The sequence below is a fragment of the Pantoea sp. genome (assembly GCF_028283705.1).
Taxonomy (GTDB): domain Bacteria; phylum Pseudomonadota; class Gammaproteobacteria; order Enterobacterales; family Enterobacteriaceae; genus Pantoea.
In genome coordinates, this window is sequence record NZ_JAPWKD010000003.1 from 47,938 (window position 1) to 63,196 (window position 15,259).

Below are 15,259 nucleotides of genomic sequence, written 5' to 3' on the forward strand. Positions count from 1 at the left end.
CATTGAATTCGCGATTCTGAAGATGTGAGGCTGGGTGTTGCATTGACTGATAAAAAGAAAAGTACCATCAAAGAAGTTGCTGCTTTAGCAAAAGTTTCGATCGGTGTGGTATCGCGGGTGCTCAATCCGGGTACGGGTTCTGTTTCAGAACGTACCCGCCAGCGGGTGCGAGAAGCCATGCAGACATTGAACTACTCGCCGCAGAGCGCAGCCCGTGAGCTAAAAACCAGTCTCAACAACACCATTGGTCTGGTGGTCGCCGATATCGCCAATGATTTCTTCTCTGAAATCTCCGATCTTATTGTCCGTCGCGCGCGCGATATGGCGATGAACGTCATCTTAGTGACGACCCAGGAAGATCCGCTGCTTGAACGTGAAAGCCTCAGGATGCTGATGCAAAAGCGAGTGAAAGCCATTATCGCGACGCCAACCAGCGCGAACAGCGACCTGTGGCAATCAATTGCGGATATGGGGATCGCGATTGTCTTTATTGATCGTTATCTTGAGGACGTATCACAGGCCCATGTGATTGGTTTTAATAATCAGCAATCCGCGTTTGAAGCAACCGCATGGCTGACAGAGCAGGGCCATCGGCGCATCGGCTGGATAAGTGGTCCACTGAATACCTCAACCTCATTACAGCGACTGGCCGGTTACAGAAAGGGGCTGGAGGAGAAGGGGATCACCTGGGATAGCCGCTATACGGCGATTAAAAATTTCCGCGATCCGCATGCCAGCGAGGCACTGGATGATCTTCTGGCGTTAGAGGACCCCCCTACGGCCATTATTATTGGCAATACATCAATTGCCCCCGTCATTATGGCGCGTGTCAGAGAATTAAAAATTTCTGTTCCCGACACATTGTCGCTGATCGTCTATCATGACAGCCACTGGAGTCGGTTAGTGACTCCGTCAATCAGTGTGATCAAGCATCCTCTGGAGGCGCTTGCTGAACATGCCTTATTAAGTTTATCCGGCGAAATCAGCAAGCCTTGTGAACTGGCCAGCACCCTGATAAAGCGAGAAAGTGTTGCGCCAGTTAAATAGATTCGCCATTCAGACGCTGAATCTGCCGGATAATGGCGCAGTGATCTAACTCACCGTCGCCCGCCTCAATCATTTGCGTAAATAACTGGTTTACCGATGTCGTAAGCGGTAAATGCAGGCCAAGTTGCTCTGCCAGAGCCACCGCGCTGCGCGTATCTTTCAATTGCCATTTTGCTGGCCCACGCGCGTGGAAGTCCTGGGTGACCATACGCTCGCCTTGTTGTTGTAGCAGCGTGGAATCCGCAAATCCTCCCAATAGCGCTTCGCGCACCTTCGCCGGATCAGCGCCACCACGAGCAGCCAGCGTGAAAGCCTCGGACAACAGGCTGAGCGTCCCGGCAACAATAATCTGATTAGCCAGCTTGGTAAGTTGTCCGGCTCCTACCTCTCCCACGCGTGTTACCCGGCCAAGATGAGCAAGGAGCGGGTGTAAACTTTCAATAAGTGGCGCGTTGCCACCGGCCATCAATGATAATGTTCCGTTTTCTGCCCCTGTCGTACCACCCGAGACAGGCATATCCAGATAGTCGGCGTGAACTTTGTTCACTTTGCGCTGCTGCTCAATCACAAGATCGGGTGATAAGGTGCTCATCATGATGATGACGGTATTGGCTGCGATAGCCTGCAAAGTGGCTTCGTTGTTGAAAATCACCTCATCACAGGCTCGTGCGTCACCGAGAAAGCAGATCACCACGTTGCTGTTTGCAATCAGCTGAGCGGGTGATGCTGCCAGGCTGATACCAAAGGTCTGTAATGACGCGGCCTTGTCCGGCGAGCGATTCCATACCGAGACAGGGTATCCAGCGCTGGCTAAACGACGTGCCACCGGGTATCCCATCTTTCCTGTACCCAGCAAACCAATTCTCTGCTGCAAAGCCATCACATTTCTCCTGATTTACCCGCCACTGCACATGCAGCAGCGGGCTGCCTGTTATCTATAATCCAGCCAGACTCACCATTTGTTTACGTAATTCAACGATATCCAGATTGTTGTCAAACGCCACATCCGAGAAGCGCACTGCTTTATCTTTGGCGACATCTTTCACCAGACGCACATGGTGAGCCAGCCCCATAGGTAGCAAGTCTTGCGCTACACTGATGCTGGCTGGTAACGCATTTGCCCAGACAGTAAATCCACCTTCGCCATCCAGCATTTCTCCTGCCTTCAGATCGCGTTTTGCGGTGGCGACCGCATCACCCCGGAAGCTTAACGCTGAACCTGTCGCTTCGCCACGCAGCACGGCGGAAAGGATGCTGATGCTGGTTTCCAGGCCAATCAGGTGGAAGGGACGCCACATCGAGGCATACCAGCCTGACGGATCGGTCAGCAACCCATATTGCTTAAAACAGGCGCGACTGTATTCATCGCGGGCTTTAAAGGTGACAAATACACCATAGCGAATATTGTTCAGCACTTCGCGCCCATCGGGTTCCTGGCTGGCAGCAATATCCACCAGGCCGCTGCGACTCAGCCGCCCGCCGTCAGCTTCTGGTGAGAAGACACGAGCAAGGTCATGCACACCAGCGGGAGGGAAAGCCAGTCCGTTATCGGGGCAATCCAGGCCGGTGGCATTAGCCACCGCCGCCATTTCAATCGCGGCTTTCGTGCCATCAGTGAAGGAGTTGTACATTTTAGGGTTAAAGTCACCTGCGGCCACTTCTTCTTCCGTCCAGCCAAAAAAGCCCCATACGGTCTCCGGTGTTGAATAGCGATAACGCGGTTCGAAGTTCATGCCTTTTCCGGCAGCGACGATTTCGAAGCCGCAGGCTCTGGCCCAGTCAACCAGCTCACAAATAATTGCTGGCTGGTCACCATAGGCCATGCTGTAAATCACACCGTTCTGGCGGGCGCGTTCAGCAATCAGCGGGCCGCAGAGGACATCCGCCTCAACGTTTACCATCACCACATGTTTGCCATGTTCGACGGCATGGAGTGCATGGCGTGTCCCTGCCAGCGGGTGGCCAGTGGCTTCGACAATACAGTCGATTTGTTCACAACGGAAAAGTTGTTCTGCATCCTGAAGCACACAGGTGGAGCCGGTGCGAAGTGCAGTGTCAATATTGGCAGCCTGATACTGTTCTTCCGGCCACCCCACGCGAGCCAGTGCCGTCTTCGCTTTTGCTACATCCAGATCAGCGACTGCGACAACCTGTAGTCCTTGCAGATGCCGTAACTGCGCAAGCACCATCGAACCGAATTTACCGGCACCAATGATACCGACCCGGACCGGCTGGGCAGTGTCTGATTTAACTGCAGAGGCGCGCTCAGCTAACAATGCGGCTAAGTTCATTTCGTACTCCTTAACAGGGTTTAATGAAGGATGTAATTAACGCCAGCCAGCGATCTGACGACGGCTTTTACTCAGGAGGTAAATTAATAACGGTGAAAACAGCACCAGGATGGCCAGTAGCCAGAGGCCATTTTGTGATTTACCCGTCAGTGAGATGGTGAGACCTACCAGGAACGGGCCGAAGAAGCCACCAATATTGCCGATGGAATTGATCAGGGCCAGGCCACCCGCTGATCCCTGATTAGTCAGAAAAGAGGCCGGGAGGGTGTAGAACGTCGGGACGCACGCCAGCATACCTATGGTGGAAAGGGTTAAACCGACCATCGATACCAGCGGGGAATCGCTGATTGCGGCAACCACGAAGCCCAGTGAGAACACCAGTGAAGGCAGAATAAAATGCCAGGTACGCTCGTTAGTTTTATCAGAATGGTTTGACCACCAGCACATAACAATCGCCCCGGCGATATAGGGAATTGTGCCTAATAATCCAACGACAGTATCAGAATAATCGAAGCGTTTAATAAACTGCGGCATCCAGAAGCCGAGTCCCGTGAGGCCGATGACAGTAAAGAAATAAGCCAGACCTAATAGCCATACCCGACGATCTTTAAACATACTTTTTAAACTGGAATGGCCAACTGTTAATGTTGCCCGCTGTTCCTTTTCCATCAGGTCCTGATAAGCCTTGCGTTCATCTGCATTGAGCCAGGTGGCTTTAGCCGGTTTATCAGTCAGATACAGGAAGACAACCACCGACAGAATAACCGGCGGGCAACCTTCAATTAAAAACAGCCATTGCCAGCTTTCCATTCCGGCGACATTGTGAAAATTATCGAGGATAAAACCCGATAACGGATTCGCGATAATGGCCGCCAGCGGTACGCCTAAATAATAAATAGAAAAGACTTTAGCCAGCTCTTTTTTGGGGAACCAGGTTGTAAGATAAAAAACAATACCGGGTGCTAATCCGGCCTCAGCTACCCCTAATAAAAAACGGAGAATACTGAGACTGACCACACCCTGTGCAAAGGCCATGGACATGGAGATAACTCCCCAGGTGATCATTATTCTGGCTAACCAAAAACGCGCACCAAAGCGCTCCAGCAGAACATTGCTGGGAATCTCAAACAGAATATAACCAAAGGAAAAAATCCCGACCGCAAAGCCAAAATGCTCCGGAGATAAACCCAGAGACTGGTTCATGGTCAACGCCGCCATACCAATATTGGAACGGTCAATAAATGCCAGCAGATACATCATTAATATTAATGGCATTAGCCGTAATTTGGCTTTTTTAATGGCCCCGCTCGCGACAGATGAAATCTCAGCTTCAGGAATATCGGGTCTTAGCCCGACACCTGCCAGCGAATCATTGAACTCTTCAACATGTTTCATGATCAATCCCGGTGTTTTCTAAACCATGGAAATATCACGGAAAATTCTTTGATACCGCGACGCATTGTAAAAAGTAAAACGTTTTACTTTTTACCGAGTTTCACGACACGACCGCCATCCGTCAAGTCAGTAAATCGGGGAAGTTAAAAATTTGTGACGGAGCTAACGAGACACTTTCTACGCAGCTTTGTTGATTCCAGGCCCTTTCGTGAACCGCATCGCAAAACGTAACTTTGCTGAATAATCCCCCTTGCTAATTAAATAGGCAGATGTAGATTCTAATCAACTTCACAATATATCGTGAACAAAGAAAGTACATCACAATGCCTTTTGAAGGATTGCTCCTATGTCTGATCTGAAATTTGCCACGCGCCTTAACTCTTTCGCCTCTGGAGCACACCTATACTGGCCCGACTTACAGGGAAAACCCTCTGTCCTGCAAATGATTGCCCGTGCAGGGGAAGTCAAGGGATTAACGCATCTTGACCTGAATTACCCACAGCACATCACCAGTGATATTAAAACCATGCGTCAGGCGATTGCTGATGCAGGGCTGGCAGTCAATGGCATGCAAATGCGCTGGGATGCGCCGCAGTTCAAAATCGGTGCCTTTACTAATCCGAACCCGCAAATTCGTCGTGAAGCGATTGAGCTGACGAAACGAGGAATCGATGCCGGACGTGAATTTGGGTCGAAACTGATGACATTGTGGATGGGGCAGGATGGTTTCGATTACTGCTTCCAGGCTGACTACAAAAAAATCTGGGAAGACGCCGTCGATGCAGTGCGTGAGGTCGCTGAATATGCACCGGATATCGATGTCAGTATCGAATACAAACCCAATGAACCGCGTGCCTACAGCATCTTCCCGAACGCTACAACCTGTTTGCTGGCAGTAGAGGAGGCGGGCTGCCCAAACCTCGGGATAACCCTGGATTTTGCCCATGTGCTCTTTGCCAATGAAATCCCGGCTTACGCTGCGGCAATGGTGGCACGTCGTTCACGATTGTTAGGTCTGGATCTGAATGATGGCTGGGGAAAACGCGATGATGGCCTGATGGCCGGTTCAGTCAATCCCCGCGCAACGCTGGAGTTTCTCTGGCAGATGCAGCGCGATGGCTATCAGGGGGCTTACTACTTTGACACCTTCCCGGATGCCAGTGGCCTGGACCCCATTCGTGAAGCGGAAACCAATATTGCGACCGTCACCCATCTGCTGAAACTGTGTGAAAAGCTAAATAATAACGAGAAGTTACTGGGGGCGATCAGTCGTCAGGATGCGGTTGCTTCCCAGCAAATAGTCAATGACATCATGCTGGCGCGTTAGTCGCGGCCAGCGTTGAATGCCAGAAAAACCTGTACCCGACATACTGATAATAAAAGGCTGAAACATGAAAAAATTATTCCTTACCTTACTCACATCCTCCCTGTTGTGTGCCAGCGTACATGCCACTGATTTAACACCATTAAAATCGGATACCGAACCGGATCGCACCGACTGGACGCAACTTGATAGCAAATATGGCCCGCTGCCGAAAGTTGATAAAGCGCTAAAAATTGGTGGTGTCTCGAAAACGCTGACCAACGAATACTGGCGCTCCCTCGGTGAGGGTTATCAGAACGTAGCGAAAAAGTATGGCTTCACAGTGGCCTATCAGGCGGCGGCCAATGAGGATGATCAACTGGGGCAGCTTTCGATTGCGGAAACCCTGATTTCGCAAGGCTTCAATGGCCTGCTGGTATCGCCGCAAACCGATATCAACCTTGAACCGGCGCTGGAAAGCGCTATCAGTAAAAAAATCCCGGTGGTTAACGTCAACGATGCGGTCATGCCAAATGCGCCGTATTACGTCGGTAACGTGCAAAAAGATAACGGGGTGCGGGTGGCGAAATGGTTTATTCAGCACCATCCACAGGGCGGAAAGGTGGCCGTGATTGAAGGACAGCCAGGTGTTTATGCTGCTGGCCAGCGTACTGCCGGGTTTAAAGAGACGTTACAGGGTAACGGAAAATTCACTATCGTCGCCAGTGTTCCGGCGAACTGGAGCCGCGAGCAGGCATACAACGCCGCCTCGACCATCCTGCAACAGCATCCGGATTTAATCGGTTTTTATGCCAATAACGACACCATGGCACTGGGCGTGGTGGAGGCGGTGCGTTCTATGAATAAGGCAGACCAGGTGGCGATTTTTGGCACCGACGGTATTTCGGATGCCTACGCTTCGATTAAACGCGGTGAGTTGACCGGCACCGTGGATAGTTTCCCGGTTTTGACCGGTGAAGTGGCGATGGACGTGATGATTCGGTTAATTAACGGCCAGAAAATTTCTCGCGTGGTCTCCACCCCGCAGGCCCTGATTACCAAAGAGAACGTTGAGGCGTTTTCGACCAAAGACAATACCAAACTGCGTCAGCTGCTGACCCAGTAATCAGTCAGGCGGAGAGTTTATGGAACAGTTTCGCTTAACAATGCGCGGCATTAATAAGACCTATGGTAATGCTGCTGCTTTACAGGATGTAGATTTTTCCGTGAAGCCTGGCGAGGTACACGCATTAATTGGTGAGAACGGCGCCGGGAAATCCACATTGCTAAATATCCTTTCCGGGGTGCGTGAAGCTGATAGTGGCGTAATCAGCGTCAATGGTCAGCAGATCCAGATGAAAAACCCTCTCAGTGCGCGCCATGCCGGTATCGCGATGATTCATCAGGAGTTGCAGCACGTTCCTGAACTCTCCGTCGCACAGAACATGTTTCTGGGCCGCCCACTGACTAAAGCGAATGGTCTGTGGGTAGACAGAAAGGCGCAGGAAGCGCGTGCCAGGCTGATTCTCAAGCAGTTAGACCCGACGATTGATCCCAATACGCCGATTAAAAATCTCAAAGTGTCGCAGCAGCAGATTGTCGAGATTGCGCGCGCAATGCTGGATGAGGCCAAAATCATCGCGATGGATGAACCCACCTCCAGCCTGACACCTCGTGAGTTTGATCGCCTGGCGGAACTGATTTCCGACCTGAAATCGATGGGCGTTTCTTTGATCTATGTGTCGCACAAAATGAATGAAATTTTCAAAGTGTGTGATCGGGCTACCATCATGCGTGACGGAAGGCAGGTGGGTGTTGTCAACATCTGTGATGAAAATGAAGAAAGCATTGTCGCCAAAATGGTCGGTCGCAAAATCGAGAAGCTGGATCACAACTCGTATGCTACCGATCGCGAAGTGCTGCGCGTTGAGGATCTGGCACGCGGTAATGACGTATTACCGGCAAATTTCACGGTTCGGGCAGGGGAAGTGCTCGGCATTGCCGGTCTGGTGGGGGCGGGGCGTACCGAATTGCTGAAATTAATTGCCGGTATTGATAAACGCACCGGTGGCAAGATACTGGTTAACGGCAATGCCGTACGTAATCATAACGTCACTGCTGCAATTAAGGCTGGAATAGGTCTGGTACCTGAAGACCGCAAAAAAGAAGGCATTATCAAACAGCGTGCCGTCAAACTGAATATGGCGCTGCCGTCAATGCGCAACTTCACGCTGGCAGGGGTGATCAATAAACTCAAACTCAATCGGGTGGCTCATGAGGTAATGAGCGATCTGAAATTACGCCCACTCGATATTGAAAAAACAATAGGTACGCTCAGTGGCGGTAATCAGCAGAAGGTGATTATCGGGCGCTGGGTTGCTGCCGATACGCAGGTATTTTTATTTGATGAGCCAACCCGGGGAATTGATATTGGTGCAAAATCAGAAATCTATAATCTAATTGAGAAACTGGCAAAGTCAGGCAAAGCGATTGTCGTTGTCTCTTCTGAGATGACGGAGATTATCCGTATTTCTGACCGCGTTCTGGTGATGAGGGAAGGGAAGATCACGAAAGAATTAACTGGCAATGACATAACGGAAGATAACATTGCCCGCTTTGCAATCAAAGATGTCGATCACACCGTCTGATCGTTTCTGCTGACTTATTTCAAGGCCATAAATCATGATGACACAGACAAATAACCGGGCGATGTTGCCCACCTCCTTGCTGCTGAAATTTAATGTGCGTGACGCCGGAACATTAATTGGCCTGCTGATTATTGTTGTGACATTCTCTTTTCTGTCCCCGGTATTTTTTACCGTACCCAACCTGCTGAATATTTTACAGCAATCATCAATTAACGCTCTCATTGCGCTAGGGATGACGCTGGTTATTATTTCTGGTGGGATCGACTTGTCCGTTGGCCCCACTGCTGCGCTGTCAGCCGTTTTAGGGGCAACCATGATGGTGGCGGGTGTCCCGGTTCCGCTGGCGATTCTGGCGACCCTGGGCATTGGCGCGATCTGCGGCATATTTAGCGGCTCGCTGATTGCTTATGCCGGGTTGCAACCCTTCATCGTCACCCTCGGTGGCCTCTCACTGTTTCGCGCCATCGCGTTGATCTACACCGGTGGTAACCCGGTGTTTGGTATTCCGATGGAGTTTCGAAGCATTATCAACAGCACGGTCTTCGGTGTGCCTACGCCTATTGTCATTGTGGCTGTGATCGCAGCGGTATTGTGGACGGTGATGAATAAAACCCCACTGGGTGAATATATTCTGGCGATTGGTGGCAATGAAGAGGCTGCGCGCGTGGCGGGGGTGCCGGTTAAACGCACCAAAGTCACGGTTTATGTCATCTCCGGGGTGCTGGCATCCCTGGCAGCGCTGATTCTGATTGGTCGTCTTGGTGCAGCAGAACCGACCATTGGTAATTTATGGGAGCTGGATGCAATTGCGGCGGCCGCGATCGGCGGGGCTTCGCTAATGGGCGGTAAGGGCAGTATCTTTGGCACCATCATCGGGGTCATTATCCTGGGCGCGCTACGTAATGGTTTGACTCTGCTGAATATTCAGGCGTTTTATCAATTGCTTGCGACGGGGCTTATTATTATCATAGCGATGTTGATTGACCGCGCGACCCGAGGCAGGTAATGAAGCAAGATCCACGAGCCATTGGTGCTCAAATCCGCATGCGTTTACCACAGCTGACACCGCTGGAACGCCGTGTAGTTGAGGCAATTACCAGCCGAACAGATATTACTGAGCAAACTTCTCTGAAAGAGATTGCGCAGGAAAATAATGTCTCGGAAGCGATGGTGGTGAAGATTACGAAAAAACTAAACTTCACCGGATTCAGAAATTTCAGAACCAGTCTGGTTTATTATAATGAGTCTGAAGTTGCTGGCTTGCATGCGGAAATTGAACCTGATGACTCGTCGGAGCAATTACTGGAGAAGGTCTTCAGAACCTCTATCCAGGCGATGGAAGAAACGCTGTCGATTCTCGATATTTCTGCATTTAATCGTGCAGCGGATATCATCGCCAAAGCGCGCTATATCGATTTATATGCAGTAGGTGGCTCGGCAACCGTCGCTCAGGATCTGTCGCATAAAATGCTCAAAATAGGCATTAAATCGACGGCCTATGATGATGCACATATTATGCTGATGTCTGCGGCGGTGTTATCTGATGATGATGTGGTTATTGCGATTAGCCACTCGGGAGCGACACGCGCCGTTAATGATCCAGTTAAACTGGCGGCGCGCAATGGTGCCAGAGTGATTGCCATTACCAATTATGCTGAGTCACCGATTGCACGCAACGCTCATGTGGTGCTCAATTCCACCTCTCAGGGCTCACACCTTCTGGGCGAAAATGCTGCCTCGCGTATTGCCCAGCTTAATATTCTGGATGCGTTGTTTGTGGCGATTGCTAAAAAAGATCCGAAGCGGGCCGAGCAGAATTTAATGAAAACTCAGCATGCAGTTCAGGATTTACGTGAGTTTTGACATCCACGATCGAGGCCCTTCAACCGATGGTTCCACAGAGGCCGGCATCTGCGGAACCAGAATGCCAAAGTCAGGCAGTGAACGCCGGGTAATCTATGTAGCCTGTGCTGTCTCCACCGTAGAAAGTATTCGGGTCCGGTGGTGTTAAGGGGAGGCTGTCATGCATTCTCTTCACCAGATCCGGGTTACTGGTAAAATTTGCGCCGAAGGCGGCAAGATCAATCTCACCGGCATTGATCATTTCCACTGCCCGGTCATGCGTCATTCCCCCGGCCAGGATAAGTGAAGTGCCTGAGAGATGAGATTTCATAAGGAAGGTATTGAATTTTTTGTTGAGGAAATAGGTTCTCCAGCCCTACTGGGACGCAGGCATCGTTTGTTTCCTCAATAACATAAAGAATTGTGGCATATCCTGCCAAATGTCGTTATTGAGAACCCTGACGGATGAAGAATTATTCAACAGCATCCGTACCAAAAGGTGTGTTGATGCTTCTTGCTGTCTGTGCTGGGACAACGTCAGGAAATCTGTTCAAAATTAATCATTTCCTGCCTTGAGAAATTGTTCCAGCATCTGTTTAAGCATCTGAGCTTCGTCACTGCCGTAAGCGTCTTCGAGTTTATCCTGATGATCGTTTACACGGCTGTTCTGCTGCTCCAGAACCGCTTTTCCCTTATCGGAAATATATAAACGGACTTTACGGCGGTCCTGTTCGTCCGGGCGACGATAGACGAGGGCTTCCAGTACCATCTTATCGATGATTTTTGTCAGTGTCGGGAAGTTTTGCATTAACTCATCAGAAAGCTCGCGCATAGTCACGCCATCCTGATCAGCGATCACTTTCAGTGCTCTCCAGTGTTCAAGCGTAATTCCCTCGAGCGATAGCTGGCGGTTTACGCGGCGATTAGCCTGTACCAGAAGATGGGCGAGATATTCGTTTAAGGGCTTGTCCGACATGATGAGTCAGCTCATGTTCGCATAACGTTGGATAGCGCTACTTTAGCACTTCATGAGATCGAGGTCATCCTGTGCGAGGTCAATCACAAACCTGTAACATCAATATCAGTTAGCACGCTTTTTGCATTAGTTTTAACTTTTGCCCAGCGGAGGATCCATCCATGTTCAGCTTAAACACCGGAGCGTTCCCCGTTAGTGCAAGATATGCCTGGCAACGAACCCCAGCTTTACACGCAGATAAGTCACCTGAACGCCATCAGATTCAGCAAACCCGGCAGAACAAATCACAACCTTTACGTCTCGGATTACTGGTTCCTTTTCATGGATCTGATGCCATCTGGGGGCCGTCCTGCCAGTACAGTGCGGTACTCGCGGCAGCGGAGATCAACCGTGGCAAGCGGGTGCTTGGCCGCGAAATTGAACTCTTTGCCCTGGATGCTGGCGGCGACCCTGAAGATGTAGTCGCCCGCTGCTGGCAGCTGGTTAACGATAATCAGATAGATGCACTGATTGGTGTACATCTTTCCAGCGTACGCGTTGCTCTGCGTAATGCATTTGCAGGTATCGTTCCTTATGTTTTTGCTCCTCTTTATGAAGGCGGAGAAACGACCCCCGGTGTTTTCGCTATTGGTGACACACCCCAGCAACAGTTCCCTGCTGCAATCGAATGGATGATGCAGCACCACGGAGTCAACAAGTGGCATATCGTCGGTAATGACTATATCTGGCCGCGGGCTACCCATGAAACGGTCAGACAGCTTATACAGTCACACGGTGGAGAAGTTGTCGGGGAGGATTATCTGAGTCTTGGCCAGGTCGATATCTCGACCATGATTGAGCGTATTGAAGCCTCAGACGCCGATGTGATCTTCGAGTCCCTGGTTGGTTCAGATTGTGTGTTGTTTAACCGGGCGTTTTCTGCGGCGGGACTCGACAAAAAGATTCTCCGACTCTCTGGCTCCATTGAGGAAAACACATTGCTGGGAATTGGCTCTCAGCACACCCGTAACCTTTATTGTGCAGCCAGTTACTTCAATGCACTTACCACCCCTGAAAATCGCGCTTTTATGGATCAATATCGGGCAGCCTATGGCCATTCTGCACCGATACAGGGCGTATTAAGTCAGTCATGCTACGACGCCATTCATTTCTTTGCCGCATTAGCTGAACGCGCCGGTGATCTTTCACTGCATTCACTGACGGCGGTCTTCGAAGGACTTACCTACCACAGCGTCCGCGGACAGCAACGTATTACTTCAGGAAAATCCAATCCCACCATGTATTTAGCGGAGGCGGATGGTGTTCACTTCAACATCGTGACCTCGCTTCAGGAAGAAACATAAAGTAGTAACGTTAATTATATTTGAAAAGTGAAATATAACTTGTTAGGTTAATTCCTCCTGGCGCAGGGGCGATCATGCCCGGCTGTTGCTTACATTGGCAGGGGAGAAACAGAGCAAGATGGCAATTTCACGTCGTAGCTTATTAAAAAACAGTATGTTATCGCTCGCTGCAGTGCCCTTTATCAGTAAAGTGCAGGCTGCAGAACCCATAAAAATTGCTGCGATTTTTGATCAGTCAGGTGGACTGGATATCTACGGCCAGCCGGTGATGAACTGTGTTGAACTGGCCGTTGATGACATCAACAATCAGGGTGGACTGCTTGGCCGCCCGGTAGAGCTGGTTAAGTATGATCCGCAGTCCAATATCCAGTATTACACGCAGTTTGCGACCCAGGCCGCGACCCGCGACCGCGTGTCGGCTGTGTTTGGTGGCGTGACCAGTGCCTCGCGTGAGGCCATTCGTCCTATCCTGCGCCGCTATAAAACGCCTTATTTTTATCCCTCGCTTTATGAAGGTGGGGTATGCGATCGCAACAGTTTTGAAATCGGCACCACACCCGCGCAAACGGTTGCCCGCATAGTTCCCTATGCCGTGAAGCAGTGGGGTAAAAAGATTTACGTCATCGCGGCTGACTACAACTTTGGTCATATCTCCGCTGACTGGGTGAGCAAGTATGCGAAAGATTCCGGTGCGGAAGTTGTCGCTACTGAGTTCTTTCCCCTTGATGTCACCGACTTCGGTACCACCATCAAAAAAATCCAGGACGCCAAACCTGACATGGTGTTTTCACTGTTAGTGGGGGGCAACCATATCTCTTTCTTCCGGCAATGGGCGGCCGCAGGGATGGTCGGGCAAATTCCGATTGCCTCCAGCGACTTTGGTGTTGGCAATGAAAACCGCATTCTTACACCCAAAGAGAGCGAAGGCATCCTTGCAGCCTATGCCTATTTTCAGGAGCTGGATACGCCGGTTAATAAGCAGTTCCTGCAACGTTTGCAGGCGAAGTTCGGCAATAAAACGCCCTATATCAACGAAACCGCCATTGATGGCTGGTATGCCGTGATGCACTGGGCTAATGGCGTCCGGGTCGCCAATTCAGTAGAACGCATGCCATTGATTGAGGCACTGGAAAAAGGATCAACGGTAGATGGTCCTGGCGGCATTTCTCGCCTGGATGCGGCGACGCATCATTTCACCGTTGATATCTATCTGGGGCAGGTCAAAAACGGCGCCTGGAACATTCTCGAAACCTACCCTCAGCAACCGCCTTCCGATACGGCAGCAGTCTGTAATCTGCTCACGCATCCGGACGACAACCAGCAATATGTCATTAAGGCCGGGGGTTGACATGATGCTCTCGCAGAGTTTCCAGCTGCAGAACTATGGCGGCGAGCCTGTTGCGGTGACACACCCTCTACCTGAGCTGCGTGCGCAGGACGTTCTGGTAAAAGTGACGCACGCGGGTGTCTGTCATTCCGATGTCTATATTCAGGATGGCTATCAGGATCTGGGTAACGGTGAAAAAATAAACTTTGCTGACAGCACAATGCCCATGCCGCTGGTAATGGGGCATGAGATTGTCGGTGAAGTTGTGGCGGTAGGCGCGGAGGCTGACAAAACGCTGATCGGCCAGCAACGACTGATCTACCCCTGGATTGGCTGTGGTCAGTGCGCGACCTGTCAAGGTGGCTACGATAACCACTGTGAACAGTCACAATCGCTGGGCATCTTCCGTCATGGTGGGTATGCCGAACATGTTGTGGTACCTGACGGGAAATATCTGCTCGATATCAACGGACTGGATCCCGCCTGGGCCAGTACGCTGGCCTGTTCAGGGCTGACTGTTTTCAGTGCGCTTCGGCAATTGCAGCCAATGAAACCTGACTCTGCACTGGCGATTATCGGTATGGGAGGATTAGGGCTGAGCGCTGTTTCTCTGGCGAAAGAGCTGGGATTTACCCGAATCATTGCCTGTGACATAGCGGATGACAGGCTGGAAGCCGCCAGACAGCTCGGGGCGGAGCATGTACTCAATACCCGCAACAGTGCTGACCCTGACAACGCGCTGAAATCGCTGGCTCAACATCGACTGCACGGTGTCATTGATACTGTCGGTAATCCTGCAACCGTGCAGATGGCAATCAGCGCGGTAGCAAAAGGCTCTCGCATCATCCTCGTGGGATTGCAGGGGGGGCAAACTACGCTGCGCATCCCTTTGCTGCCTTTCAAAGCGCTCTCTCTCACCGGCAGTTATACGGGGAGCCTCGATGAGCTGACACAGCTTATCAGTCTGGCCTCTCAGGGGGGATTGAGTGCATTACCCATCACTCAACGGCCGCTTTGCTGTTTACCGCAAGCTTTAGACGATCTGCGTACTGGCAGAGCCGTCGGTCGTATCGTGCTGAATCCCTGA

The 15,259-nt window shown here is 50.9% G+C and carries 14 protein-coding genes; 9 read left to right on the top strand and 5 right to left on the bottom strand.

Annotation, left to right across the window (positions count from 1 at the left end; translation table 11 throughout):
* Positions 1-42: 42 nt before the first annotated feature.
* Positions 43-1,047 (top strand): LacI family DNA-binding transcriptional regulator, encoded by a 1,005-nt coding sequence (locus tag PW844_RS02845; protein ID WP_299446958.1) that lies wholly within the window; start codon positions 43-45, stop codon positions 1,045-1,047.
* Here the strand turns inward: PW844_RS02845 and PW844_RS02850 are convergent.
* The 3 genes from PW844_RS02850 to PW844_RS02860 are packed head-to-tail and all read right to left on the bottom strand — an operon-like array spanning position 1,040 to position 4,733.
* On the bottom strand, positions 1,040-1,927 hold the full coding sequence (locus PW844_RS02850; RefSeq protein WP_299446961.1) for an NAD(P)-dependent oxidoreductase: 888 nt from the start codon (positions 1,925-1,927) through the stop codon (positions 1,040-1,042). The genes PW844_RS02845 and PW844_RS02850 overlap by 8 nt on opposite strands.
* Before the next feature lie 55 nt (positions 1,928-1,982).
* Entirely contained in the window at positions 1,983-3,338 is a 1,356-nt protein-coding gene (locus PW844_RS02855) for a Gfo/Idh/MocA family oxidoreductase (RefSeq protein WP_299446963.1), read from the bottom strand.
* Positions 3,339-3,374: 36 nt separating this feature from the next.
* The gene (locus PW844_RS02860) at positions 3,375-4,733 is read right to left on the bottom strand and encodes an MFS transporter (RefSeq protein WP_299446966.1); all 1,359 of its coding nucleotides are present in this window, start codon (positions 4,731-4,733) and stop codon (positions 3,375-3,377) included.
* A gap of 346 nt (positions 4,734-5,079) precedes the next feature.
* Between PW844_RS02860 and PW844_RS02865 the strand changes: the two genes are divergently transcribed.
* From PW844_RS02865 to PW844_RS02885, 5 genes are all read left to right on the top strand, one after another.
* The gene (locus PW844_RS02865) at positions 5,080-6,060 is read left to right on the top strand and encodes a TIM barrel protein (RefSeq protein WP_299446970.1); all 981 of its coding nucleotides are present in this window, start codon (positions 5,080-5,082) and stop codon (positions 6,058-6,060) included.
* 64 nt (positions 6,061-6,124) lie between these two features.
* Positions 6,125-7,162 carry a substrate-binding domain-containing protein gene (locus PW844_RS02870; RefSeq protein WP_299446973.1) on the top strand — a complete coding sequence of 346 codons (1,038 nt, stop codon included), beginning with the start codon at positions 6,125-6,127 and terminating at the stop codon, positions 7,160-7,162.
* A gap of 19 nt (positions 7,163-7,181) precedes the next feature.
* Positions 7,182-8,684 carry a sugar ABC transporter ATP-binding protein gene (locus PW844_RS02875; protein ID WP_299446976.1) on the top strand — a complete coding sequence of 501 codons (1,503 nt, stop codon included), beginning with the start codon at positions 7,182-7,184 and terminating at the stop codon, positions 8,682-8,684.
* A 34-nt stretch (positions 8,685-8,718) separates the two neighbouring features.
* Complete coding sequence (locus PW844_RS02880) at positions 8,719-9,690, top strand: ABC transporter permease (RefSeq protein WP_299446979.1); 972 nt, start codon at positions 8,719-8,721, stop codon at positions 9,688-9,690.
* Positions 9,690-10,547 (top strand): MurR/RpiR family transcriptional regulator, encoded by an 858-nt coding sequence (locus PW844_RS02885; protein ID WP_299446982.1) that lies wholly within the window; start codon positions 9,690-9,692, stop codon positions 10,545-10,547. The genes PW844_RS02880 and PW844_RS02885 overlap by 1 nt, the downstream gene beginning before the upstream one ends.
* Before the next feature lie 70 nt (positions 10,548-10,617).
* Here the strand turns inward: PW844_RS02885 and PW844_RS02890 are convergent, their stop codons facing one another.
* Complete coding sequence (locus tag PW844_RS02890; protein ID WP_299446985.1) at positions 10,618-10,794, bottom strand: hypothetical protein; 177 nt, start codon at positions 10,792-10,794, stop codon at positions 10,618-10,620.
* Positions 10,795-11,082: 288 nt separating this feature from the next.
* Positions 11,083-11,502 carry a MarR family transcriptional regulator gene (locus PW844_RS02895; RefSeq protein WP_299446988.1) on the bottom strand — a complete coding sequence of 140 codons (420 nt, stop codon included), beginning with the start codon at positions 11,500-11,502 and terminating at the stop codon, positions 11,083-11,085.
* A gap of 161 nt (positions 11,503-11,663) precedes the next feature.
* Between PW844_RS02895 and PW844_RS02900 the strand changes: the two genes are divergently transcribed.
* From PW844_RS02900 to PW844_RS02910, 3 genes are all read left to right on the top strand, one after another.
* A complete protein-coding gene (locus PW844_RS02900; RefSeq protein WP_299446991.1) occupies positions 11,664-12,845 on the top strand; it encodes a substrate-binding domain-containing protein in 1,182 nt (393 codons plus the stop codon).
* Positions 12,846-12,963: 118 nt separating this feature from the next.
* Entirely contained in the window at positions 12,964-14,193 is a 1,230-nt protein-coding gene (locus PW844_RS02905) for an ABC transporter substrate-binding protein (protein WP_299446994.1), read from the top strand.
* 1 nt (position 14,194) lies between these two features.
* On the top strand, positions 14,195-15,259 hold the full coding sequence (locus PW844_RS02910; RefSeq protein ID WP_299446997.1) for an alcohol dehydrogenase: 1,065 nt from the start codon (positions 14,195-14,197) through the stop codon (positions 15,257-15,259).